This window comes from Bartonella sp. B10834G3 (assembly GCF_016102505.1).
Classification (GTDB): Bacteria; Pseudomonadota; Alphaproteobacteria; order Rhizobiales; family Rhizobiaceae; genus Bartonella; species Bartonella choladocola.
Window position 1 is genome coordinate 378,186 of record NZ_JACFOM010000001.1, and the last position, 24,521, is coordinate 402,706.

The following is a 24,521-nucleotide window of genomic DNA, read 5'->3' on the forward strand; positions in this document are numbered from 1 at the left end:
ATGATTCTTAACCGGTAACTTGGCGAATTTAATCGCGCATATTAAATAGATTTTATGTATCACGATCAATGCAATTCACTTCTGCAAGATGAAAATTCTCTTTTACCTGACCGTTTTAACAACTGGTTTCAGAAAAAAGGATGGAATCTGCGCCCCCATCAGGCCGAACTTTTAAAACGCTCGAAAAGTGGACAATCAACTCTGCTTATTGCTCCGACAGGTGCTGGTAAAACTCTTGCCGGTTTTTTACCTTCCATGGTTGATCTTTCAAATGTTGAACACCATCATCTTCATACCCGTCATCTTCATACACTATATATTTCACCCCTCAAAGCTTTGGCTCAGGATATTGAACGCAATTTAAAAATACCCGTTCAGGAAATGGGGCTTGATATTGCGATCGAAACCCGTACCGGTGATACGCCCCAACATAAAAGACAAAGACAGAAATATATTCCACCTGATATATTGTTGACAACACCTGAGCAAGTGTCGCTGCTTTTATCGTCGCACGAGGCCGAAAAATTTTTCGGCTCTCTTGATACTGTCATTTTTGACGAACTTCATTCGCTTGTCACGTCCAAGCGTGGACAATTGCTTTCTCTTGCACTTGCCCGTTTAAGAACATTGCGACCGGATTTGAAAACAATCGGCCTTTCGGCCACCGTTTCCGATCCTGATTCTTTACGGCGTTGGCTGGTGAGCCAGAAACAAAAATCGGCAATGGCCGGTCTTGTTACCGTTGAAGGCGGCGCAAAACCTGAAATCAGAATTTTACAAACCGAAGAACATATTCCCTGGGCGGGACATTCTGCCCGTTATGCGGTCAAAGACATCCTCGACCTCATCAAAGCGGCGCATACGACATTGATTTTCGTTAATACACGTTCGCAAGCCGAAATGTTGTTTCAGGAATTGTGGCGCATGAATGAAGACAGTTTGCCTATTGCACTTCATCATGGTTCGCTCGATGTCGGGCAACGCCGCAAGGTGGAAGAAGCAATGGCTTTGAACAAGCTTCGCGCGGTCGTTGCCACTTCGACACTTGATCTCGGCATAGATTGGGGTGACATTGATCTGGTCATTCATGTCGGCGCACCAAAAGGCGCAAGCAGACTTGCCCAGCGTATCGGTCGCGCCAACCACCGCATGGACGAGCCGAGTAAAGCGGTGCTTGTTCCGGCAAACTGTTTTGAAGTTCTCGAATGTCAGGCTGCACTTGACGCAAATTATATCGGCGCACAGGATAGCCCGCATTTAAGTGAAGGGGCAATCGACGTTCTTGCCCAACATATTCTCGGTATGGCTTGCGCCGGACCTTTCAATGCCGACGAGCTTTATCAGGAAGTCAAAACCGCAGAACCCTATTCATCGCTCAAAAGAAAAACATTTGATGAAACATTGAATTTCGTTGCAACAGGTGGATATGCTCTTAAAGCTTACGAGCAATATGCAAAAATAAGACTTACAAAAGACGGCCGCTGGCGCGTTTCCAATCCCGGAATTGCCCGGCAATACCGGCTCAATATGGGAACCATTGTCGAAGCAGCCGAACTCAATGTCAGGCTTGTCAAAGCGGGCAATAGTACTGCAATGCGCGGTGGCAGAATGCTGGGACGCATCGAGGAAAGTTTTCTCGAAAGTCTGACGAAAGGCGATACATTCATTTTTGCCGGTCACGTTCTTTGTTTTGAAGCTATTCGCGAAAATGAATGTTACGTAAGCTTGTCGAAAAAACCGGAAGCACGCGTTCCAAGCTATATGGGGGGGCGTTTTCCACTTTCGACTTATCTTGCGGACAGATTGCGAAAAATGCTGGCAAACCCGAAAGAATGGCATGTTTTGCCTGAACAGGTTCAAAAATGGTTAAGCCAACAAAAAATCTCGTCCATTCTGCCCGATACCAATCAATTATTGATTGAAACATTCAATGAGAAAAACCGGTCTTTTCTGGTTGCCTATCCATTCGAGGGGCGGCTTGCCCATCAGACACTCGGAATGTTGTTGACACGCAGGCTCGAACGCGCCGGTTTGAAGCCTGTAGGGTTTGTCGCTACCGATTATTCGATCGGCCTTTGGACACTTGACGACATTGGCGAGGCGATAAAAGCCGGAAACCTTTCATTAAAAGAACTCTTTTCCGAAGACATGTTGGGCGATGATCTGGAAGCATGGCTCGATGAAAGCTATCTGCTCAAACGGTCTTTCCGTAATTGCGCAATGATTGCCGGTTTGATTAACCGGCGTCATCCGGGGCAGGAAAAGACGGGACGGCAAGTGACTGTCTCCACCGACCTTATTTTTGACGTTTTAAGAACGCATGAACCAAATCATATCCTGCTTCAGGCGACACGTCAGGAAGCGGCGCGTGGACTTTTAGACATCAAAAGGCTTGGCGATATGTTGAAACGGATAAAAAATCACATTATCCATCGGCCAATCGACAGGATGTCGCCACTTGCGCTACCGGTTATGCTTGAAATAGGAAAAGAAATGATTCCGGGAAGCGCGGAAGACAATATTTTAATGGAAGCAGCAGAAGAACTCATCCATACTGTTCTTGAAAACTGAAACAGGCTTGTTGGTGAATATGACAACCGGACTTGATCGTTTTACAGTCAAAGTCAATGATGCCCGAATTACTTGTGATTGTAGTGGCGCAGCCTATTGGCACGCCGAAAAACTGTTGGTCGTTGCCGATCTTCACCTTGAAAAATCATCATGTTTTGCCCGTCATGGCCAATTATTGCCACCCTATGACAGCGAACGCACCCTCAAACGTTTGAAAACCGTGGTCGAAAAATATCAACCACAAACAATTATCGCCTTGGGCGACAGCTTCCATGATAATCAGGCGTCTCTACAACTTTCTGAAACAAACCGGCAATTGCTTGAAGACATCATTACTCATCATGAGATGATCTGGATTGCCGGAAATCACGATGATGAAAAAACGGAATTTACCGGTCAATGGACACATGAAATCCGGATAGGCTCGTTATTGTTCCGTCATGAACCGCTTGCCGGAACACAGAAAGGGGAAATCGCCGGTCACCTTCACCCCGCTCTTCGCATTTCCCGCCGGGGAATGTCGGTTAGACGATTTTGTTTTGCAAGCGACGGGAACCGGATGATTTTACCGGCATTCGGTGCCTATGCCGGCGGGCTTGATCTGTCACACAAGGCTTTTTACAATATTTTTGATAAATCGGCGTTGATTGCCTGTCTCTTAGGCAAGAACACCATTTATCCCATTCAAAAACGATCTTTCTTTTCGCAATAATTCCTTCTTGTGTATTCTCATTGATAGAAGCTAAACGATCGTTTTTTCGCTATGAAATAATCGTTACAGTCATAAATAAAACGGCAGGGGCACACTGTTTCATCAAAAAATTGCGACACCATCTTGACCGAACAATCAATCTTTGCGGAAAATCAACCGCCCGAGAATGCCGGTAAACATTGCTACAAAGACGGCGACAAAACCGTAATAAATGCTGTTATCCTGAGCAAAACGGTAAATTGCATAGGCTGTGTGGGCTTTGACAATTTCAAGCTCTGTTGACACTGTTTCTACGAATTCGCCATCACGGAAAAGATAAGCGTGAATTGTATGATGACCGACAGGGATATTGGCTGGCAATTTGAAATTCGCTGAAAAAAGCGAAGCCGAGCCGAACGTAACGGCCCCGATATTTTCACTGTAGAGATGTTGATCGCGTTTGATTTTGATAAGTTCCTCGCGGAATAATTTGAGTTTATCCGCGTCGTCGGTTTCTGCGCGCAGCGGAACATATTCAAGCCCCAACCCCAGTCTTTTATAATTGATCGGGCTGGTAATATCCCTGATTTCACGTGTGGTTGCCATTTCATAGGATTGTGGAACCGCTACAAATGTCAGTGCATCCGTATTCACCCATACACCCAGCTTACGCTTTTTCTCGCGCATCACCATCGGCCGTATCGGACCTTCCATAACAACGATAATATCATAACGCCCCTGACGTCTCAGTTGAGGATCGGCGTTTTCGAGAACACCCGCAATATAGACGTTGCGACCGGCAAAATTGGTATCCAGTGTAATTTCATTGGTTGTCACAATGATCTGTATATTTTCTTTCGGTGCGGCAGATGTTGTAGCTGTATCCCCATAGGCGGTTTCACATGTCAGAAAGACTGCCAGATAAACCATTATTGCGGTTAAAACTGTTTTCATTTTACCCGCCGATAAAGCTTAGCGAAAAGAGATCGTCGGGACGAACAAAAAGCTCGAATGCAAGACGGGCGCAAACCAGTAAGACCAGAATGGCAAGCAGCATGCGCAACTGTTCGGCTTTGAGCTTTCTACCTATCCTTGTTCCATAAGTTGCACCGATAACGCCGCCAACCATCAATAGAAATGCCAGCACAATATCAACCGATTGGTTGGTTATACTTTGTAGAATTGTTGTGAACGCTGTCACAAAAGTAATCTGGAAAAGCGATGTGCCGACAACGACATTGGTCGGAACGCGCAACATGTAAATGAGTGCGGGAACCATAATAAAGCCGCCGCCAACCCCCATGACCGAAGAAAGTAGGCCGATAACAAGTCCGATGCCGAGAACCGGAATAATGCTGACATAGATTTTCGATGCGCGAAACCGCATTTTCAAAGGCAAACGCTGTGCCAAACTATGGTGGCCGGGGCGGTGAACAACAACCACCTTTCCCTTCCTTGCATTGACGATTGCCCGCCAGCTTTCAATGGCCATAAGGCTGCCAACGCCGCCCAAAAGAACCACGTAAAGCAATGAAATGATAAGATCGAGCTGACCAAGTTTACGCAGAAAAGTAAATAATTCGACACCGAGGCAGGATCCCAATATGCCACCGACTACAAGAAAAATGCCGAGTTTAATGTCGAGTGTCCCGCGCTTGAAATGTGTAAGCGCACCGGTAACAGATGAAGCAATTACCTGATTTGCCCCCGTACCTACAGCTATTGCCGGTGGCACATTATAAAAAATAAGGAGTGGCGTAATCAGAAACCCGCCGCCGACACCGAACATTCCCGAAAGAAAACCGACAACCCCTCCCATGCCGATGAGGATCAACATATTGAGCGACATTTCTGCTATCGGTAAATAAATACTCACATCTCTCACCTAACGGGAAAACGGTCCTTTGTTTTGCCAAATTCTGCTGTTTGTTTTGTCTCTCAAGGTTGATACCAGAAAAGCCGCAATAAGTGTTAAAATATATATCTTATAACTTGAACACCGATTGTTACTTCCGCCAGCTTATTAGATATATCAAAAATTCGACAATTCATGTCGTAAAACTGTTTTTAAAGCCAATCAATGTAGCCATGAAATAATCGACGCATTGTCGATCATATCGAAATGGCCGTTCAAACCATAAGCCAATGCCGCCATCAACAAAAGCGCACTCACACGTGTGATTGTCCTTTTTGTTTTGTTATCTCCATTCCCTGCGCGCGTTGCTTTATCTTTTTTCCGTCCGGTGTTGACTATCCGCCCGCATCCGGTCGTTTCTGCATCGCATTTTTGAAGGTCTTTTTTCGGCGTGCTATCACCAATTTCGCATTTTTTTATTCCGACTTCATCTTCACGCTCGCACTTATCAAGCTCTACAGATGTTTTATTCAGCTCCGGAATTTGTTCTGGCGTTTTTTTTTCAGCCAATAAGCGAATAACCGGCTTGTCGAAAGATTTCTTCACATCATGATGATTTTGTCCGCGATCCGTTGCGGGCAATGGTTGCGGGCTTATATTCGACAGAAGCTCGTCGTCTAAATGCTTCCTCTTGTCTTCGTGCGAACAATTTGTTGGTGACTTGTCATGGGCGTCAAGTGTTGCCTGAAGGTTTGTAATTTGCCGCTGGAGTGAAACTAGTTGAACAGAAAACCGTGACGCAGCAACGGCTTCGCGCAATTGGCGCGATATTTCCTGATTGGTTTTCCGGCTCTCTTCTGCCAAACTTTTTGTTTGCCCGGCCAGTTCCTGTTTTAACCGCGAGTGCACTTCACCGGCAATGTCGTTCAACAATGCCTGTTTGTCTTTCTCTGCGGTCTGTTCAAGTTCCCGTTTATTTGCCTCAAGCAATTGCTCGATTCTGGCAAGATGGCGAACGAGTTCATACTGTCCGGTTTTTCTTGCCTCATATTCTTTAAGCAAAGCGCGTGCTATATCGTCGAGATAAGCCTTTACATCATCGTTATTTTTTTTCGGAAAAGGCATAACATTTTCCAACTTGACCGGCGCTTTCGTTTTCATTTGTTCGTGAACCGACCGCAACCGTGCGGCAATATCCGAAAGTGTGATCTGTTGGCGCTGTATTTCTTGTGGTTGATGTCGCGCAAATTGCTTTTCACCCGCTTCATTGGAAATAAGCGATAAACGATTCATATTCATTGCACGGCCTTTTACTCAAAACGCGATAGACTAAAACATCTCGGGCTTTAAGCGCTTGATCCCTTAAACCCTTGTTATTCATAGCTCAAGTTTGGTAAATTTAGCCTTAACTATAATTGCAATCATGATTTCGGCGATCAACGGTTTGTTTTCCGCTTTGAATGCACCGCGGATGCTTTATCAACAAGTGAGCGACACGCAATTTTATTTCGCACAAAGAAGGGAAAATTTTATATTTCACTTGAAAAACACGTTTACATAATTTCTTCTTTTATCGTGATAGCCAATGTGGCAAACGAAACTTGAAGGAAATTGCAAATTCAACGCGTTATAGCAAGATTATGGAACGATGAATGCCTGAACCAATCGATGAATATCAAACCGGTGCTGAAATAGTGTCGCAAACTTTCGATAATTGTTTTGTCAAAAAAGCGCTCGAAAACCGCTAATATCAAGGCATTATATAACGATATGTCCGGATTGGTCGTTTGAAATACCAGATAACAATCCGGAAAAACATCGGGAGGAGAAAAATTTGAAAGATTTCACCGATTGGGTCGGAAAAACGGAAACGATTGAAGATGTTCTCGACTATGTCCTGGTGGCACGTATGGCCGCGACACTGGGAACAAAGCTTCCTGAAAGAACAGATCCTCTACCACCTTTATGGCACTGGATGTATTTTCAACCAACGCTTTCCTTTCATTCATTAGGTGAAGACGGGCATCCCTCACGCGGCGAGTTCCTGCCGCCTGCCGAAAACTTCAACCGGATGTGGGCCGGCGGGCGGCTGAAATTTTTCCGCCCCCTTATCATCGGAGAACCGGCAAAACGCATATCGACTATTCGGCAGATTAACGAAAAGCAAGGTAGAAGCGGAAAGTTGCTCTTTGTCACTGTCGAACATAAACATATTCAAAATGATGAAACAGCGCTTCTGGAAGAACAGGATATTGTCTATCGCGAACCGACAAAATTCGTGAATATAAAATCGGATCCTTGTCATAGCGGACAATGGTCAGAAACGCATGAAGCCGATAGTGTTACTTTGTTCCGCTATTCGGCAGTGACTTTCAATGGCCATCGCATCCATTATGATTATCCTTACGTGACCAGTAAAGAAGGCTATCCTGCTTTGCTGGTACAAGGCCAGTTACTTGCCACTCTAGCACTTCAGGCTTTCAAAAATGCAAATCCGGATGCAGGAATATCAAGTTTTTCCTTCCGCAGCCGAAGACCGGTTTTTTGTCCGGAAAAATTTATAACGGCCGGTCAAATAGTAAGCTTTGGTAAAGCCGAACTTTGGGTGGGCAATGAAAATGGCGTCGCGCAATCAAGCTTTGTAGAATTCACCCCCGATAACAAGAGCGTACCGACAAAGAAAATCTCTTAAACAAGATGCAATTTTGAAGCTTCGGGTAAACCGGTCGCTGTCAGCTTGTCTTTCCGCTCTGTGCTGTTTTATGGTGATGGACGAGCCGGAAGATTTTTAATGTTTTTGTTTCTATTGCAAAAAAGATTTTTGCAATTCACATCCCGACATTTCCTCTTTGCCGCCTAGTTCTTTGTTGCCCGCCTTATCATCAAATATATGAATGACATTCATGATAACATGCGAGTTTTCCTGTCTAAACAGCAGAACCGGTTATGTTATGTTGTTTACCGATAGCGATGATATTTCGTTGGCAAGGTGCGGTTACATTGTTTTGTATCTACCGGCTTGGCAAATTGTGCGACGTTGAATTTAACGAAACATTTTGACAAAAGACAAAGCGGGTGCAGCCAACGGGATGATTTGCCGAATATGAAAGCAGTCAAGAACAAATGTTCGGAAAACGGCGTTCACGCATAAACCGGATTGATAAGGAATATTCCGGAAAATGAACGTCTTGCTAAAATGACCGGCTTGAAAAATCGCGATGAAGTTTCGCAGCATTTGTTCAAATGAGGAAAACAAAATGAAATATACCCATCTTGGTCGCACAGGTCTGAAAGTCAGCCGTTTGGCATTGGGGGCGATGAATTTCGGCTATCTGACGGATGAAAAAGAAGCATGTCATATTATGGATGCTGCCGTTGATAATGGAATTAATCTCTTTGACACAGCCGATATTTATGGAACGCGCCAATATCCTGAAATCCCGAAGGGCAGCGGAATTTCGGAAGAATTTATCGGCAACTGGATCAAAAACAGCGGTAAACGTGACCGGATTGTTCTTGCGACCAAGCTTTATCAGCCTATGGATTATGGTGTAAATGACAGACACCTTTCCGCCTACCATATAAGGCGTGCTTGTGAAGCAAGTCTCAAACGGCTTAAAACCGATCATATCGACCTTTATCAAATGCACCATATCGACCGCGGGACACCGTGGGATGAAATTTGGGAAGCAATGGAGGTTCTCATCACACAAGGAAAGATTTCCTATGTCGGTTCGTCGAATTTCGCCGGCTGGCACATTGCAACAGCCCAAGGCAAAGCTGTCGAACGGCATATGCTCGGCCTTGTCAGCGAACAGGACATCTATAATCTGAGAAATCGCGCCATTGAAACCGAAGTCATTCCTGCCTGCCGCTATCATGGTCTGGGATTGATTTTGTGGAGTCCGCTTGACGGCGGATTACTTGCAGGAGCACTTGACAAATTCGAGAGTGGCCGTCGCGCCGATCTTGAAAATGTTGTTGCTGAACACCACGATCAACTCGTTGCCTATGAAGCTTTATGCAAAGAATTGAATGAAAAACCGGCAGATGTTGCGCTTGCCTGGTGCCTCAATAATCCCGTTGTCAGCGCTCCCATTATCGGGCCCAGAACAAAAGCCCAATTGGAAGCAAATTTGCGAGCTGTTGATATTTCTTTGTCAAAGGAAACACTGGACAGGCTCGACAAAATTTGGCCGGGCCCAAAAGGCGAAGCGCCCGAAGCTTATGCATGGTAAAGCGACAAAATAAAGTGAGCATTTGAAATCATAAAATTAGCAAAAAAGTCGGATTTTCTTTTCGGAATTTGAACCGGCCATTCACGACAATCTACAATCTCCGGCCGCAATCTCTGGCCATAATCTCCGGCCACAATCTCCGGTTTTTAGAGGCGAATTTCGTTAATAGCCCCCATAAATTGCAGGATTTACACTTTGCGGGTTGCGGGAGGCACTCTTTGTCGATAGCGGGAGGCTAACATTGTCGATAGCTGGAGGAACACTTTGTCAAATCCGACAAAGTATTCAGTCGTCCGTTGATTGATTTTTATGGTTTTCTGCCTGCTATCGCCCAATTTTATGATTTCCATGTGAACGAACACAAAAAAGCACAGTACCGCCTATCGGATGCTGTGCTTTTGATTGTCAAACCATGAACCAATTTTTCAAAATTCAATTCAAATGATGCCGGTGCATGAATTCATTGACCTCTTCATCGGCGAAACCGAGCACATCTTTAAGAATTTCGATATTGTGTTCGCCAAGCATTGGCGGGCGACGTTGCAGAGGCGAACGCTGACCATGAAAACGGTAAGGCGGGTTAAGGACTTTGGCCTTTCCTGCAATCGGGTGGTCAACCTCGCACACCATTTGATTTTCTTGTGCGCGTTTTGAAGTCATCGCCGCATAAAGCCCGTCCACTTCGCCACAGGGAATATCGACCTCGTTCATGCGACGGATCAACTCGGCGCGCGGAAACTTTTTTACTTCCTCCTTGAAAATCGGGCCAATAATATTCCTGTTTTTTATTCTGTCCAGATTGGTCTTGAAACGCGGGTCTTCCATAATATCTGGCCGGTCAATGACTTTGGTGCAGAAAGCCGTAAATTGCCTGAAGTTACCGACAGCTATAACAACCGGACCATCTGCCGCTTCATAAACACCATAAGGCATAATCGAGGGGTGATTGTTACCCCATTTTAGCGGATCTTTGCCATTGGCCAAGGCTTCCAGCCCATAATAGGCGGTGAGCTGGACGGCTGTATTGTAAAGCGATATTTCGACATGGCTGCCGCGCCCTGTCCGCTCCCGCTCATATAATGCGGCAAGGATTGCTTGGGCGCTATATAATCCGGTAAACAAATCGACCACCGCAACACCGAATTTTAAAGGTGGTTGGCCGAGATCGCCGTTCATGCCCATGAGCCCCGTTTCGCCTTGTAAAACGATGTCATATCCCAGACGTTCTTTTTCCGAACTATGGCGGTCATAGCCGGAAATCGAACAATAAATAAGCCGCGGGTTTATCTTCGACAATTGTTCGTAACCGATACCGAGTTTTTCCGCTCCGCCATATTTGAAATTTTGAATGAACACGTCGGCATTTTTGACGAGCTTCAATACAATATCGAGATCTTTTTTATCGGTATAATCAAGACCGATAGAACGTTTATTGCGATTCATCGAATAAAAATAGGTTGTATCGCGCTCGCCTATGCGCACCCCCCAATCGCGTGTATCATCGCCACGTTCGGGATGTTCTATCTTGATAACATCAGCTCCCATATCTCCCAGACATTGCGCAGACAAAGGACCGGCAAGAACGCGTGAAGCATCAACCACTTTCACTCCCGCCAATGGTTCACCAGGTATCGCTTTTCTGTTTTCCGGTGCTGCATTGCTGTCGTGCTGAACCTCGTTCCTAGTGTCTAACTTTCCTGTCATAATTTCCTCCTTCTATCGTCTGGCTGTTTTTCAACAACTGAACGATTCCCAATAATTTCTTTTTCACCTCTCCGAGCAGTAGTTCTCTCCTCACCATTTTAGCAGGTCCGGCCACATTAATAGACATAACAGGCAATCCCTCACCCGGATTAAAACCTGCCGCTATCGCATTGACATCCTGTTGCCAGTCTTGAAAAGAGGTGCAGCAACCCGTGGTTTCATGTTCATGGATTGCTTTTTTGATTCCGTCATATATTTCCGGCCACTCGATTTCGTCGCGTCGGCGAATGTCATAAAAAATCGCTTCGCGGTCACGTTCGCTGCTGGCTGCAAGTAGAGCACGCCCCATTGCACTATTGATAATGGAAATACGCGTTCCCAAACGCGTAGGCAAAACCGAACCATCCGCCGGTGTACAATATTCAAGGTAAAGTGCACTTCGGTGATCGGCTATACCAAGCCCGACCGAAGCTTTGCTCATATCGGACAATTCCTGCATGTAAGGTTTGGCAATGGACCTTATAGTAAGGCTTGAAAGCATTGTCGTACCAAGCGTGATGACAGCCGCTCCCAACCGGTATTTCCCCTTGCTTTCAACATAATAAAGATAGCCCAGACGCATCAGCGTGTAGGTTAGTCTTGAAACGGTGGAACGTGGCAGATTGCAGCGTTCGGAAATATCGTTGTTAGAAAGCAGAATGTCCCCGTGGCGAAAACAGGCAAGCACTTTCAGCCCGCGCCCGAGGGCGGTCACAAAATGGCGTTCGGTATTCCTGTCAACCTTGTTGCTGTCGGTCAACGGAATATCATTGGATGGAATAGGTGTTCTTTTACGCGCCATTATGATTCCTGTTATTTATTGAAAAATCCTTTGATAATTTTTTGAGTTTCTGCACTCATTCGCAAGTTGTGAAATGTTTTTGCTTCCTCTTCAAGGATTGACACTAATTTATCCTTATTCCGTTTTTTTAGCATTTTTTTGGTTGCCAATATGGATTGAAACGGCATTTTTGCAAGTTTTTCCGCTTTTTGAAGTGCATAAGAAACGGCATTATTGTCTTCAACAATAGCGTTCAAAAGATGGAACTGTAAGGCATCCTCCGCACTGAAGAAATCCCCGAAAAACAACAATTCGGCTGCCTTTTTGTAGCCTGCCGCAAGCGGGAGATAGAATGTCGATCCACCTTCCGGAGATAGCCCCAAAGTTGCAAACGGGAATCTGAAACGGGCACTCGTTCCGCAATAGGCAAGGTCGCAATGGTTAAGCATTGTCGCCCCTATTCCGACCGCATAACCTTCCACAGCCGCAATGACCGGTTTGTTCATGCCATGAAGTGTAAGCAGCAATTTCAACCCCGGAGACTGGCCTTTCCCATCAAGCAAACTCTCTCCGGTAAAATCATGAAGGTCATTGCCCGCGGTAAAACATTTACCCGCGCCCGAAAGCACAATAACCCTGATATTTTCGTTCTCGTCGGCATTCTGGAGCGCATCAGTCAACAACCGGTACGCTTCCCGATCGAGTGCATTATGTTTTTCGGGTCTGTTCATAATAATATGACAGATTTCAGGAATTGGCATTTCCACCAGTATTTTACCGGACATAGATTGTCCCCTTATTTTGCAGACGGTGAAAAGCGGTCCGATATTCCCTTTTCAATTTGGCAATGACTTCGGATGCTGGCAATATTTCGTCGATATTACCGACACCCTGTCCTGCACCCCAAATATTTTTCCACGGTTTGACCCGCGTCGAACCGAAATTTGCTGACAGACCATTTTTCAAATCATCCGGATCGAGGCCGGAACGAACAATACTCTCCCTCAGGTAATTGCCATTAACACCAGTGAAAAAAGGCGTGTAAACAATCCCGCTCGCATCCGATTGGATAATCATTTCTTTATATTCATCAACCGCATTTGCTTCGGGAGTTGCGATAAAACGGGTTCCGATATAAGCCGCATTGGCGCCCATTGCCTGAGCCGCTAGAATATCATCACCGCGTGATATTGCGCCCGAAAGAACGATCACACCGTCGTAAAACCGGCGTATTTCGCCAACGAGAGCAAAAGGACTGAGCGAGCCACCATGCCCGCCTGCCCCCGCACAAACGGCGATAAGACCGTCAACTCCCTCGTTCAATGCTTTTTTTGCGTGCCTTATACTGATGACATCATGGAGCACCACTCCGCCGTAATTATGAACGGCTTCAACCACTTTTCCCGGCGCATGAAGGGAGGTGATAACCACCGGAACTTTATGTTCGACACAAACGCCAAGATCATGGTCAAGCCGGTCATTGGACGCATGAACAATCAGATTGACCGCATAGGGAGCCGGTTTCGCACATTTTCCCGTCGAGACAGCTTTTTGGATACCCTCTTCAATTGTTGAAAGCATGAGGGGAAAATCTTCCTTTTGACGTGCATTGAGGGAAGGAATGGAACCGATAATTCCATTGCAGCATTCAGCGATAACCAATTGCGGATTGGAAACGATAAACAGCGGCGAAGCAATTGCCGGAAGTGCGAGATGTTCGATAATTTCCTGAAGTGACATTGTCTACTCCTGTGCCAGATAAAGTTCGTGTAACGCATGAAGATCGACATCGGCGGCCGGTTGCTTTAGCAAAATCTTGCCATCGCGCATGAGATAGACCAAATCGGCAATGTTGACGGCCATACGGGTATTCTGTTCGACGAGAACAATTGTTACGCCATGCTCTTTCATGCGGCCGATAATATTGAAGACCTCTTTCACCATGACCGGTGAAAGCCCCAATGAAGGTTCATCGATCAGAAGAATTTCGGGATCCGACATCAATGCACGCGCCATTGCAAGCATTTGCGCTTCGCCGCCTGACAGTGACCCCGCCAATTGGAGACGACGTTCTTTCAATTTGGGAAACAAAACATACATTTCTTCCGCTTTGGAAGAAAAAGTTGCACGGCAACGTTTATCAAAAGCTCCCAAAGCGAGATTTTCTTCAACTGTCATATCCGGAAAAATCATACGGCCTTCCGGAACCATTGCGAGTTTGACACCGACAAAGTCCCAAGTCTTTTTTCCCGCAACGTTTTTGCCGTTTATTTCGACGGTTCCCTGATATGGTAACAGTCCGGTAATTGCCCGTAACAAAGTGGTTTTGCCTGCGCCATTCGGACCGACAATGGTTGTCAATTGCTTTTCGGGAAACTCGAGCGATACACCGCGCAATATCGTGATCGCGCCATAACCGGTATGCAAATCTTCAATCTTCAACATGACTTGCACCTGTGTAACTTTCTATGACTTTCGGGTTGGTGAAAACTTCGCGTGGTGTCCCGTCGGCAATCAATTGGCCGAAATTCAATGCGATAACCCGCGAACAAAGCTTGGAAATTGTCTCTATGTCATGTTCGACAATAATAATTCCGATGCCAAGCGTTGAATTGATCTGCTTCAATTTTTCCATAAACATACGTTTTGCCTGACTTTCAAGGCCGGCCAATACCTCGTCAAGCAGTAACAATTTCGGTCTGGTTGCTAGCGCTTTGGCAATTTCCAACCGTTTGAGTTCCTGCATGGCAAGCTCGCTCGCCGCATCGCTATCGGCTTTATGGGCTATCTCCAATAATTCCAGAATTTCATCTATCCTTTCCGGATTATTCTCGCGAGCGCCGAAAGTTTGGGCAACAATCAGATTTTCCCGTACTGTGAGATGGTGCATGGGCTTCGGAATCTGGAAGGTGCGCCCCAATCCCAGACGGGCACGTTTATAAAGTGCCAACCGCGTTATATCGCTTTTGTCCATAATGACATGGCCGAGTGTCGGGCGAACAAGCCCCGAAACTGCATTGAAGAGCGTTGTTTTACCGGCACCGTTGGGACCGATAAGCCCCAGAATTTCATGGCTGCCAACGCTGAAAGACACATCGTTTACAGCAACAAGGCCGCCAAACCGGACTGTAATATTTTTAATCTCAAGCATGAGCTTTCCTGTTCTTGAAAAAGAGCGATAAAAGTCCATCCGGAGCAACGAGAATAAGTATTGCCAGAATAATCCCCAGAATGATCTGGTGACCGACCGAAGTATGGAAAACAGCCGCAAAAAATTCTTTTGCTACGATCTGGTCGAACAGATAGATTACGACAGCGCCGATAACCGGCCCCCACAATGTTCGGGAGCCACCAAAAATAGCGGCAATGATCGGCAAAAGGCTCCAATTGGCAGAAAATGCATCATCCGGATTGAGGGAGCCAATGAGATGCGTATTAAAAGCGCCGATAAGTCCTGCAATGAAAGCCGATAACAAGAGAATGAGAAATTTGAGCCTGACAGCATTGACACCGACAACCAGACTTGCATCCTCGCTTTCGGCTATAGCTTTCAATGCCAAACCGGTTCTGGAACGCAGAATGGAACCATAGATAAATGCGATAACCAGAATGATGGCAAGCATCAGAAAATAAGCACCAAGACGTTGTGAAAAATCGATTCCCAAAACTTCCGGAAGCGGCGGGATGGAGCTTATGCCTGCAGAACCATTTGTCCATTGCGGCATTTCGACAGCCAGACCATAGAAAATTTGCGCATAACCAAGAATAGCCAGAGCAAAATAGGACCCTGACAATCTTATAATCGGCAACATCAAAACGGCTGAAAGAGCCGCGATAATTGCCGCAAATGGAACAGCAAGCAAAACCGGAACTCCACAGCGCATGGTAACAATTGCGCTCGCATAAGATGCTATTCCAAAAAACGCTGCATGGCCGAAACTCGTCATGCCACCAAGATTGGAAAGCATCGCCCATGATAAGGCAAGCCCCGCAATGACCAATGACGAGATAATCGTCATCAAATAATAATCATTCAGGAAGAATGGCAACACGCCTGCAATGATAATGAGCAAGACAAACAAAATAGAAGATTGAAGCTTTGCCATTTTTCTAACCTCTCCGCTGTGTTTTGCCGAAAAGACCATTCGGAAGGAAAATCAGTACAGCGAGGAAAAGCAGCATCGAAACCATATTGGCAAATGACGCATTGAAATAACTTTCGGTCATAGTCTGGGCCAGAGCCAGCAAAATCGCACCTATCAACACACCCGGAATCGAACCGATACCGGCAAGCACCGTGATAATAAAGGCTTTGATCGTCAGCATATGTCCAAGGCCGGGAGTGATCGGCTGAAAAGTATAAAGTGCTATTCCGGCGACAGTCGCAAGCAAAGCACCGATAACAAATGAAATAAGTTCGGTGCGAACGGGGTTGATACCCATCAGCTTGGCTGCATTACGATTTGAAGTGACAGCGCGCACCGCCCGCCCGTACCAACTGTTTTTGAGCCAAAGCCACAAAGCCAACATGAGAAGAATTGCCAGAACAAGCGCAATAAGCTGACTGTAAGTGGCAAAAATATCAATTGCGAGAAGCGGTTCGACCGTTTCCTGCATATCGGCACTCATGCGTGGCTCGTTTCGCGCTATGATAAGAATTGCATTGGTAATAATAATACCGAACGAATAGGTGAATATCAGCGAATTCAGTTCGCGTTGTCTGGTTATCCGGTTGAGCAAGATAAAAATGAGACATGCAATGAGCCCGACCACCAAAAACGCTACCGGAATTGCAAGATAAGGGTTATACCCCCACTGGCTTTCAAACATGTAGCCGATATAGGCTGCCAATAGTACCAGTTCACCATGAGCAAGATTGATAATCTTCATCGCACCGAAAACAAGAGCAAGGCCTAAAGCAATCAATGCATAAACCGCCCCTATTGTAAGTGCTGTAAAAATTGCCGGTAGCAATAAATCCATCATAGAACTCTTGATTTTTGAGAAAAGAAATCATTCCGTATTGCATACGAAACAACGCGGTTTAGCACCCTTCACCAGGGACGTGCCGGTAACAGAAGCGGTTTTGTAGCTTGGTCTAATGGTGCAACAATTGGCAGTTCTTTGCCTTGATGCTGGGCCATACGCAGCGAAAAATGGATGTTCTCACCGGTATCATCAAACTTGATTTTACCAATCAGGCTGTCAACTTCTTCGGCACGTAATTCGTCGGAAAGTTTTGTCCGGTCGAATGAACCCTTTTTGGCCAGGCGATCAATTGCATCGAAAAGAAGTTTCGCCTGAACATAACCATAAACTGCCTGATAATCGACATCCTTGCCGTAAAGTTCTTTATAGGCTGCTTGAAAGGTTTTGCCTTCCTCGTCATTGAAAGCCGCCGGAAAGGAGATCAAAGCAGCACCGATCACTTTTTCCATAAGATCGGGAAAATCTTCCTGCATTTTGACTGTCGCGACACTCCATGTTCCAACCATAGCCTTGACATCGGGCTTGATAAGTTTAGCCGCACGCAAAATTCCGATGTAATCATTTTCATAGACAATCATCAGGATAACATCCGGTTTGTCGCGCAAACGCATCCGGTTGACCAACGGTTGGAAATTGGTGGTTGAAGCGTCAAACGGATATTCGACAAATTCGATGTTTTGCTGTTTGAGATGGGCTCCTACCGTTTTGGCAAGCAGACTGGGAGCATCGCTACGCGTGTTGACAAAAATTGCAACTTTTGTCGGTTTTAGTTCGTCAAGCATTCCATTGACTGCAACCGCGTAACCGCCATTGTTATTAACGCGGAAAAAGGTTTTCAAGCCCCGTCTTGTCAGTTCTTCCGATACAGCACCCGCCGTCATATAAGTAACGCCATAACGATTGGACACTTCGGAGGCAGGCCCGATAATGCTTGAAGCATAACCGCCGATAATCGCCGCATCGCCGCTACTTGCAAATTTTTCGACAGCAGTCACCGCTTTGGTTGCAGTACTTTCATCATCCACAATATCGAATTTCACCTTCGTTTCGCTATTGAGGTTATGAAGATGTTCGGCAACCAACATACCTTCGCGATAAGCTTGTCCGGCCCGTGCAAAAGCCCCCGTTAATGGCAGGTGAGCACCAACAACATATTCTTCGGCAAATGAAACACCCGAAAAAATAAATATACCTATTGCTGCAATAAATAAGGATATAATTTTATTCCAAACCATATAGCATCCTCCCGTTATATCTGTTTGAATAATATTATTTTATATTTAAAATTAGTGGTTATACTATATTTTAGTATAGTATGATTACACTATTCTTCTATGTATTTGTTTTGTGAAAAAGGTTGCAAAGTTCCTCCCGGACAACCCCTTGTCCGGCAACGATAACCAATTCACCTGAACCCGTCAATATTTTTCTGCATGGCGGAATAAGAGACGAAAAATAGCTATTTTCAATCTTTGCCTGCACCCCCTTTTATCAAAGCAAACGGGCAATTTTTTTTACAGGCTCAACGTTCAAACCACCGGAATATTTTTGTAAAAATCAACTTTGACGCGACATACCTTTTTCAAAACGGCGCGAGTGAAAATGTTATTTTGCTAAAAAAATCTCCTTTATTCCGATAATTCGTAGATTGAAAAACCACAGCAAACATAATTGTGAACAAAACTCGATCTTTGACATTGCATTTTATTTTCCATTATGCAGAATAATGGTTGGAGTTTCCATAGGGGGGAGTAGGTTCTACAAACCGTATTCCTGAACGTGTCGAAAATCATTCTGCATCTATCAATTAGTTGAAATGGTCAGCTTTCGACATTGGCTGTGGGGCGTTTTCATTGCTGGGAGGTAAATAATGACGGACATTGTTTCATTTGAAGTACGAGATGGTACAGGAATTATATGGCTTAATAATGCGCCGGTGAATGCTTTGTCCCAAGCGCTTCGGTCGCAAATCGACATAGCTTTGGACAAAATCGCTGCCGATAAAGCCATTGGTTCGGCAGTCATTGCTTCAAAACTGAATGTCTTCGTTGCAGGTGCTGATATTACCGAGTTCGGCAAACCGGCAAAGTCTCCGGTTCTTGTCGATCTTATCGAAAAAATTCGTCATTTCAAAAAACCGGTGGTTGCTGCAATCAACGGTGTAGCCTTTGGCGGCGGTGCAGAAATTGCTCTTAGCTGCTCGAAACGTATAGCAGGGCCAAAAGCTCAAATCGGCCTGCCTGAAATCAATTTAGGACTCATTCCCGGTGCGGGAGCGTTACAACTTTTGCCTCCCATCATAGGGGCTGACAAAACCTTTGAATTGGCAAAAAGCGGAAAACCGCTTTCTGCAAAGGCCGCCCTGTCGAATGGAATCATCTCGGTTATTGCCGATGGCGATCTTGTTGGAGAAGCAATAAAACTGGCAAATACGCTTGTAGCCGAACACTATGAAAACCGTGTGGACGATGCAGCTTTTGTTAGCCGCGATAATAAACCGGCCTTTGATGCACTGGTTCAAAAAGAACTCAAGCACAAGTCGGAAAATCCCGGAATTGAAGCTCTTATCGACACGATGCAGGCAGGGTTTCACGAAAATTTTGCAGATAATCTCAAGCGTACACGAAAGCATTTTTCCTGTTTGCAAAATGATGAACGTTCAAAAGCTATGCGATATGCTTTTTTTGCCGAACGCGCTGCCGCAAAAATCGACACCGGCAATACAACCCCTGTTACGATAAACTCGCTGGCAGTCATAGGCGCCGGAACAATGGGTTCGGGCATTGCCATGGCCGCGGCGAGCAAGGGTTTTCCTGTTACGCTTATTGAAACAAATCCCGAAGCATTAGAGCGTGGATTGAAAAAAATTGCCGATACATATCAGAGCCTCGTTGAACGTGGCCGGATGACCAAAGAAGCCGGACAAAAATGCGTTGAATCTATTAAAGGTAAAATCGGCCTTGACCATGCAGCTCACGCCGATCTGGTTATCGAAGCCGCCTTTGAAGATATGAAGGTGAAAAAAGACATATTCACCGCACTTGATAAAATTGCAAAGCCTTCCGCTGTTCTTGCAACCAACACATCCTACCTTGATGTGAACGAGATTGCAGGCGTTACAGCCCGCGCCGAAAATGTACTCGGACTTCATTTTTTCTCACCCGCCAATATTATGCGCCTTGTTGAAGTCGTTAGAGCCAAAAAAACTTCGTTACCGGTTTTGGCCGGTTCGGTAAATTTTGCCAGAAAAATAGGTAAAATTCCGGTTGTTGTTGGCGTTTGTCATGGCTTTGTCGGCAATCGGATGCTGGCAAGAAGAACGGAAGCTTCCGAAAAATTGTTACAAGATGGTGCTCTGCCATGGCAGATTGATAAGGCAATGACCGATTTCGGATTCAAAATGGGGCCTTATGCAGTTTCCGACCTCGCCGGACTTGATATTGGCTGGCGTAACCGCAAAGCAATCGGACAAGTCTTTCCGATCGCTGATGCTATCTGCGAATTGGGGTATTTCGGTCAAAAAACCGGACGTGGCTATTATATTTATAAAAATGGCTCAAGGACAGGCGAACGCGATCCTGAAATTGAAAAGCTTATTGAAGATGTATCGAAAAAGCTTGGCATAAAACGTCGCCCCATATCGGATGATGAAATTATCGAACGCCTGATTTATCCCATGATTAATGAAGGCGCTCGCATTATTGAAGAAGGTATTGTTGCACGTCCCGGTGACATTGATGTCATCTGGTGCAACGGTTATGGCTGGCCGGTCTGGCGCGGCGGCCCCATCTATTATGCCGACCATAAAGGACTGAAGCTCATTGCCGGAAGGCTTGAGCATTATGCCGAAGAGTTCGGTGACGAAAGTCTTAAGCCTGCGCCATTGCTTGAACAATTGGTCAAATCGAACAAGCATTTTGAAGACTGAACAGAGGAAAGACTGAACGGGATTAAAACCAATCGGTCAAAGACCAGTCCATACGATTTTACAATTGCCGGTCATAAGAGAGGAAGACCGGCATAACACCGTGTAAATCGTTTAATTCGGGAGTGAGAAAATGGATGAAGCTGTTATTGTTTCGACTGCCAGAACGCCGATTGGCAAAGCATTTCGCGGAAGTCTCAACCTGACACATGGTGCGGATCTCGCTGCCCATTGTATCAAAGCGGCCATAAATAAAATAGGTATTGATCCGGCCGATGTTGAAGATGTCGTTCTTGGTTGCGGCTTTCCGGAAGCAGCAACGGGAGGCAATGTCGCCCGCCATGCATCGCTTATTGCGGGATTACCGGTAAAATCTTCGGGTGTTACTGTTTCACGCTTTTGCGCGTCCGGTTTACAGGCAATTGCCGATGCTGCCCATCGCATCATGTGTGACAAGGTACCGACTATGGTTGCTGGCGGGGTAGAATCCATTTCCCTTGTCCAGCCGAATGTACGGCGTGACCTTGTCGTCAATCTCTGGCTTAAAGAACATATTCCGGAAATTTATATGTCAATGATCGACACTGCCGATCTTGTTGCAGAACGCTACAATATATCGAGACATGCGCAGGATGAATTTGCTGTAGAAAGTCAAAGACGGGTCGCCAAAGCACAAAAAGAAGGCCTTTTCGATGATGAAATCGTGCCCATTACAACGATTTGCTCGAAAACCAACAAAGAGACTGGCGAGGTTACACAAGAAACCGTTACCCTTTCAAAAGATGAAGGCAACCGCCCCGGCACAACACTTGAAGCATTGTCAAAACTTAATCCGGTTAAAGACGAACGTTTTGTGACAGCAGGCAATGCAAGCCAGCTATCCGACGGTGCTTCGGTTTGTGTGCTGATGTCCAAAACACAGGCAAGCAAACAAAATCTCGAACCACTCGGTATTTTTCGCGGCTTTGTGTCGGTCGGCTGTTCACCTGAAGAGATGGGCATCGGTCCCGTTTTTGCGGTTCCCCGATTACTGCAACGCCATCATTTGAAGATCTCCGACATAGGATTGTGGGAACTCAATGAAGCGTTTGCATCGCAGTCAGTCTATTGCCGCGACACATTGGGAATTGATCCGGAAATTGTCAATGTCAACGGGGGGGCGATCGCCATCGGGCATCCCTTTGGAATGAGCGGTGCGCGATTGGTCGGCCACGCTTTGATAGAAGGCAAACGACGCGGTGTACGTTATGCGGTTGTTACAATGTGTGTAGCCGGCGGCATGGGATGTGCCGGACTTTTTGAAATTAATTGAGGTGTCATTATGGATTTGCGTTTTACTGATGAAGAGCTGAAATTCCGCGATAAGTTGCGGCATTTTTTCCAGACCGAAATTCCCGAAAAAATTCGGGAAAAGGTAAGTGCCGGCGAGAGTTTGAGCAAAGAAGAAATGGTGACCTCGCAACGTATTCTCAACGCTGCAGGGCTTGCTGTACCGCATTGGCCGATTGAATGGGGGGGAAAAGACTGGACGCCTATCCAGCGCTATATCTTTACCGAAGAAGTCCTCTACAATGCGGTTCCCCTTCCGCTCCAGTTCAACTGCTTTATGGTTGGTCCGGTGATTGCGACATTTGGAAACCAAAAGCAAAAAGAACGTTTTCTGAAACGTGCCGCCAATCTTGACGACTGGTGGTGTCAGGGATTTTCCGAACCAGGCGCGGGTTCCGATCTCGCATCATTGACAACAAGAGCTGTTCGTGAAGGCGACTATTACATTGTCAATGGACAAAAAACATGGACAACACTCGGTCAATATGCGGACTGGATATTCTGTCTCGTCAGAACAGATCCCAATGTAAAAAAGCAGGCCGGTATATCATTCATCCTTATTGATATGAAAACCCCAGGCATCACTATCCGCCCCATTATTACCATTGACGGGCGACATGAAGTTAATGAAATTTTCTTTTCCGACGTAAAAGTACCGGCCGAAAATCTTGTCGGCGAAGAAAATAAAGGCTGGTCATATGCCAAATTCCTTTTGGCGAATGAACGTTCCGGAATTGCACGGTTGGGGCTTACCAAAGAACGTGTATCGCGGATCAAACGAATTGCCAAAACTGTTCCTTATCATCAGAAAACCATGTGGGAAAATACCGGTTTCAGGGAACGGCTATCCTGGCTTGAAATCGAATTGAAGGCATTGGAAATAACGCAAATGCGCGTTTTATCAAAACAAGTTGCAGGCGATAAAGCCCCTGATCCGGCATCATCTATTTTGAAAATCAAGGGTTCCGAGCTTCAGCAAGCATCAACCGAATTATTACTTGAACTTGCCGGCCCGTTATCATTGGCGGGAAGTGATGCAGCAGCTCTGCCTGACGGTGTGGATTGGGCCCGTGGTGTTCCCGGACTTTATATGAACACACGCAAGGTTTCGATCTATGGTGGTTCAAACGAAATTCAGCATAATGTAATTGCAAAAGCAATTTTGGGAATGTGAGGCTAAAATGGACTTTCAACTTAATGAAGAACAATCCATGTTGGAAAACAGCATTGGCCGTTTTGTTCGCGAAAAATTCTCGACACTGGAAGCTATTGACAACGCCCGGAAAAATACTCGCGGTTTTAGTGATGCCGATTGGCAACAACTGGTGGAAATGGGTCTCACAATGATGCCTTTTTCGGAAGCTGATGGCGGGCTTGGCTATGGTATCGAAGAAACCGGCATTGTTATGTCGGCCTTGGGAAGGGGTTTAGTCGCCGCTCCCTATCTCAACAATATTGTCATTCCCGGCGTCATATTGTCGAAAGCTGCAAATGACAGCCAGAAGAGCAAGCTGCTTTCTATTATGATTGAAGGTCAGAAACGTTTTGCATTTGCCCATAATGAGGCAAAGACTTTCAATGATCCTTTCAACATCGAATTGTCTGCTAAAAAAAGTGGAAATCAATATGCGCTGAATGGTACGAAAGTGGTCGTCCCTTATGCAGAAGGTGCCGATTATTATATTGTCAGTGCCAGAACCGGCGAACACAAAGCACCTGAAGAGAGCCTTGGTTTGTTTATCGTGCCAGCAGACACAAAAGGCGTTGAGGCCGCTCATTACAAGAGCGCCGACGGCGGGCGTGCGTCCAACATTACATTCAAAAATGTTTTGATTGACGAAGAAAACCGCCTTGGCAAGGAAAACGAAGCTTTTCCCGTTATCGAACGTGCCTTGCAAGAAGGTATGGTTGCGATGATGGCAGAAGCTGCCGGCATTATGGATCAACTACTGCATCTTACTGTCGATTACTTGAAACAGCGTGTGCAATTCGGTGTCGCTATTTCCGGTTTTCAGGCACTCCAACACAAAGCCGTTGATATGATGATTGCATCCGAGCAAGCCCGCTCCATGAGCTATTATGCGATGATGATGCTGAATGCGCAGGATCGACAGGAACGTCTTGCCACTCTCTCTGCAGCCAAAGCGCAAATCAATAAATCTGCCCGTTTTGTAGGGCAAATGTCGGTACAACTTCACGGCGGTATCGGCATGACAATGGAATATATCGGCGCGCATTATTTCCGTCGTTTAACAATGATTGAAATGCTTTTTGGTTCAAGCGATGTGCATATCGAGAATGTCATTCATTATGGCAAACTCGTTGCTTGATTGACGGAAGGTTTCAAACCCGAAAGTCAATAAAAATGGTTGGATTAAGGTAATGTTGCTTCTATACAT

The 24,521-nt window shown here is 45.7% G+C and carries 20 protein-coding genes; 8 read left to right on the forward strand and 12 right to left on the reverse strand.

The annotated features are described in order from the left end of the window. Positions 1–54: 54 nt before the first annotated feature. Positions 55–2,571 carry a ligase-associated DNA damage response DEXH box helicase gene (locus tag H3S94_RS01660; RefSeq protein ID WP_198230657.1) on the forward strand — a complete coding sequence of 839 codons (2,517 nt, stop codon included), beginning with the start codon at positions 55–57 and terminating at the stop codon, positions 2,569–2,571. Between the two features lie 19 nt (positions 2,572–2,590). Continuing rightward, on the forward strand, positions 2,591–3,283 hold the full coding sequence (gene pdeM / locus H3S94_RS01665) for a ligase-associated DNA damage response endonuclease PdeM (RefSeq protein ID WP_198230883.1): 693 nt from the start codon (positions 2,591–2,593) through the stop codon (positions 3,281–3,283). Positions 3,284–3,418: 135 nt separating this feature from the next. Here pdeM and H3S94_RS01670 read toward each other — a convergent pair whose 3' ends face one another. The 3 genes from H3S94_RS01670 to H3S94_RS01680 all read right to left on the reverse strand — a co-directional run bounded on the left by H3S94_RS01670 (position 3,419) and on the right by H3S94_RS01680 (position 6,416). After that, entirely contained in the window at positions 3,419–4,216 is a 798-nt protein-coding gene (locus H3S94_RS01670; protein ID WP_198230656.1) for a TIGR02186 family protein, read from the reverse strand. A 1-nt stretch (position 4,217) separates the two neighbouring features. After that, positions 4,218–5,138, reverse strand: a complete 921-nt coding sequence (locus tag H3S94_RS01675) for a sulfite exporter TauE/SafE family protein (RefSeq protein ID WP_077990943.1) — start codon at positions 5,136–5,138, stop codon at positions 4,218–4,220. A 201-nt stretch (positions 5,139–5,339) separates the two neighbouring features. Next, on the reverse strand, positions 5,340–6,416 hold the full coding sequence (locus H3S94_RS01680; protein WP_198230655.1) for a hypothetical protein: 1,077 nt from the start codon (positions 6,414–6,416) through the stop codon (positions 5,340–5,342). Positions 6,417–6,951: 535 nt separating this feature from the next. On the opposite strand from H3S94_RS01680, the gene H3S94_RS01685 reads away from it, so the two are divergent. Next, on the forward strand, positions 6,952–7,809 hold the full coding sequence (locus H3S94_RS01685) for an acyl-CoA dehydrogenase (RefSeq protein ID WP_198240089.1): 858 nt from the start codon (positions 6,952–6,954) through the stop codon (positions 7,807–7,809). A gap of 565 nt (positions 7,810–8,374) precedes the next feature. After that, the gene (locus tag H3S94_RS01690) at positions 8,375–9,355 is read left to right on the forward strand and encodes an aldo/keto reductase (protein ID WP_077990934.1); all 981 of its coding nucleotides are present in this window, start codon (positions 8,375–8,377) and stop codon (positions 9,353–9,355) included. Positions 9,356–9,787: 432 nt separating this feature from the next. Here H3S94_RS01690 and H3S94_RS01695 read toward each other — a convergent pair whose 3' ends face one another. From H3S94_RS01695 to H3S94_RS01735, 9 genes are all read right to left on the reverse strand, one after another. Further along, entirely contained in the window at positions 9,788–11,059 is a 1,272-nt protein-coding gene (locus H3S94_RS01695) for a CaiB/BaiF CoA-transferase family protein (RefSeq protein WP_077990932.1), read from the reverse strand. Then, a complete protein-coding gene (locus tag H3S94_RS01700; protein WP_198240090.1) occupies positions 11,037–11,900 on the reverse strand; it encodes an IclR family transcriptional regulator in 864 nt (287 codons plus the stop codon). Before H3S94_RS01700 ends, H3S94_RS01695 begins: the two co-directional genes overlap by 23 nt. A gap of 11 nt (positions 11,901–11,911) precedes the next feature. Beyond that, positions 11,912–12,664, reverse strand: a complete 753-nt coding sequence (locus H3S94_RS01705) for an enoyl-CoA hydratase/isomerase family protein (protein ID WP_198240091.1) — start codon at positions 12,662–12,664, stop codon at positions 11,912–11,914. Then, entirely contained in the window at positions 12,654–13,619 is a 966-nt protein-coding gene (locus H3S94_RS01710) for a nitronate monooxygenase family protein (RefSeq protein WP_198240092.1), read from the reverse strand. The genes H3S94_RS01705 and H3S94_RS01710 overlap by 11 nt, the downstream gene beginning before the upstream one ends. A gap of 3 nt (positions 13,620–13,622) precedes the next feature. Further along, positions 13,623–14,324, reverse strand: coding sequence for an ABC transporter ATP-binding protein (locus tag H3S94_RS01715; RefSeq protein ID WP_077994429.1), 702 nt, complete (start codon positions 14,322–14,324; stop codon positions 13,623–13,625). Then, positions 14,311–15,030, reverse strand: a complete 720-nt coding sequence (locus tag H3S94_RS01720; RefSeq protein ID WP_198240093.1) for an ABC transporter ATP-binding protein — start codon at positions 15,028–15,030, stop codon at positions 14,311–14,313. The genes H3S94_RS01715 and H3S94_RS01720 overlap by 14 nt, the downstream gene beginning before the upstream one ends. Next, the gene (locus H3S94_RS01725) at positions 15,023–15,985 is read right to left on the reverse strand and encodes a branched-chain amino acid ABC transporter permease (RefSeq protein WP_077990923.1); all 963 of its coding nucleotides are present in this window, start codon (positions 15,983–15,985) and stop codon (positions 15,023–15,025) included. The genes H3S94_RS01720 and H3S94_RS01725 overlap by 8 nt, the downstream gene beginning before the upstream one ends. A 4-nt stretch (positions 15,986–15,989) precedes the next feature. After that, a complete protein-coding gene (locus H3S94_RS01730; RefSeq protein WP_198240094.1) occupies positions 15,990–16,865 on the reverse strand; it encodes a branched-chain amino acid ABC transporter permease in 876 nt (291 codons plus the stop codon). A 68-nt stretch (positions 16,866–16,933) separates the two neighbouring features. After that, the gene (locus H3S94_RS01735; protein WP_198230650.1) at positions 16,934–18,103 is read right to left on the reverse strand and encodes an ABC transporter substrate-binding protein; all 1,170 of its coding nucleotides are present in this window, start codon (positions 18,101–18,103) and stop codon (positions 16,934–16,936) included. A gap of 635 nt (positions 18,104–18,738) precedes the next feature. On the opposite strand from H3S94_RS01735, the gene H3S94_RS01740 reads away from it, so the two are divergent. The 4 genes from H3S94_RS01740 to H3S94_RS01755 all read left to right on the forward strand — a co-directional run bounded on the left by H3S94_RS01740 (position 18,739) and on the right by H3S94_RS01755 (position 24,452). Next, the gene (locus H3S94_RS01740; RefSeq protein ID WP_198240095.1) at positions 18,739–20,796 is read left to right on the forward strand and encodes a 3-hydroxyacyl-CoA dehydrogenase NAD-binding domain-containing protein; all 2,058 of its coding nucleotides are present in this window, start codon (positions 18,739–18,741) and stop codon (positions 20,794–20,796) included. A gap of 130 nt (positions 20,797–20,926) precedes the next feature. Further along, on the forward strand, positions 20,927–22,105 hold the full coding sequence (locus H3S94_RS01745) for an acetyl-CoA C-acyltransferase (RefSeq protein ID WP_198240096.1): 1,179 nt from the start codon (positions 20,927–20,929) through the stop codon (positions 22,103–22,105). A gap of 9 nt (positions 22,106–22,114) precedes the next feature. Further along, positions 22,115–23,296, forward strand: coding sequence for an acyl-CoA dehydrogenase family protein (locus H3S94_RS01750; protein ID WP_077990913.1), 1,182 nt, complete (start codon positions 22,115–22,117; stop codon positions 23,294–23,296). A 7-nt stretch (positions 23,297–23,303) separates the two neighbouring features. Beyond that, positions 23,304–24,452, forward strand: a complete 1,149-nt coding sequence (locus tag H3S94_RS01755) for an acyl-CoA dehydrogenase family protein (protein WP_198240097.1) — start codon at positions 23,304–23,306, stop codon at positions 24,450–24,452. Positions 24,453–24,521: the final 69 nt, after the last annotated feature.

Excerpts from the sequence above, each read along its gene's own strand:
- H3S94_RS01660 (WP_198230657.1), top strand. The coding sequence starts at position 55 with ATGTATCACGATCAATGCAATTCACTTCTGCAAGATGAAAATTCTCTT.
- pdeM (WP_198230883.1), top strand. The coding sequence starts at position 2,591 with ATGACAACCGGACTTGATCGTTTTACAGTCAAAGTCAATGATGCCCGA.
- H3S94_RS01670 (WP_198230656.1), bottom strand. The coding sequence starts at position 4,216 with ATGAAAACAGTTTTAACCGCAATAATGGTTTATCTGGCAGTCTTTCTG.
- H3S94_RS01680 (WP_198230655.1), bottom strand. The coding sequence starts at position 6,416 with ATGAATATGAATCGTTTATCGCTTATTTCCAATGAAGCGGGTGAAAAG.
- H3S94_RS01690 (WP_077990934.1), top strand. The coding sequence starts at position 8,375 with ATGAAATATACCCATCTTGGTCGCACAGGTCTGAAAGTCAGCCGTTTG.
- H3S94_RS01695 (WP_077990932.1), bottom strand. The coding sequence starts at position 11,059 with ATGACAGGAAAGTTAGACACTAGGAACGAGGTTCAGCACGACAGCAAT.
- H3S94_RS01700 (WP_198240090.1), bottom strand. The coding sequence starts at position 11,900 with ATGGCGCGTAAAAGAACACCTATTCCATCCAATGATATTCCGTTGACC.
- H3S94_RS01705 (WP_198240091.1), bottom strand. The coding sequence starts at position 12,664 with ATGTCCGGTAAAATACTGGTGGAAATGCCAATTCCTGAAATCTGTCAT.
- H3S94_RS01710 (WP_198240092.1), bottom strand. The coding sequence starts at position 13,619 with ATGTCACTTCAGGAAATTATCGAACATCTCGCACTTCCGGCAATTGCT.
- H3S94_RS01715 (WP_077994429.1), bottom strand. The coding sequence starts at position 14,324 with ATGTTGAAGATTGAAGATTTGCATACCGGTTATGGCGCGATCACGATA.
- H3S94_RS01720 (WP_198240093.1), bottom strand. The coding sequence starts at position 15,030 with ATGCTTGAGATTAAAAATATTACAGTCCGGTTTGGCGGCCTTGTTGCT.
- H3S94_RS01725 (WP_077990923.1), bottom strand. The coding sequence starts at position 15,985 with ATGGCAAAGCTTCAATCTTCTATTTTGTTTGTCTTGCTCATTATCATT.
- H3S94_RS01730 (WP_198240094.1), bottom strand. The coding sequence starts at position 16,865 with ATGATGGATTTATTGCTACCGGCAATTTTTACAGCACTTACAATAGGG.
- H3S94_RS01735 (WP_198230650.1), bottom strand. The coding sequence starts at position 18,103 with ATGGTTTGGAATAAAATTATATCCTTATTTATTGCAGCAATAGGTATA.
- H3S94_RS01740 (WP_198240095.1), top strand. The coding sequence starts at position 18,739 with ATGACGGACATTGTTTCATTTGAAGTACGAGATGGTACAGGAATTATA.
- H3S94_RS01745 (WP_198240096.1), top strand. The coding sequence starts at position 20,927 with ATGGATGAAGCTGTTATTGTTTCGACTGCCAGAACGCCGATTGGCAAA.
- H3S94_RS01750 (WP_077990913.1), top strand. The coding sequence starts at position 22,115 with ATGGATTTGCGTTTTACTGATGAAGAGCTGAAATTCCGCGATAAGTTG.
- H3S94_RS01755 (WP_198240097.1), top strand. The coding sequence starts at position 23,304 with ATGGACTTTCAACTTAATGAAGAACAATCCATGTTGGAAAACAGCATT.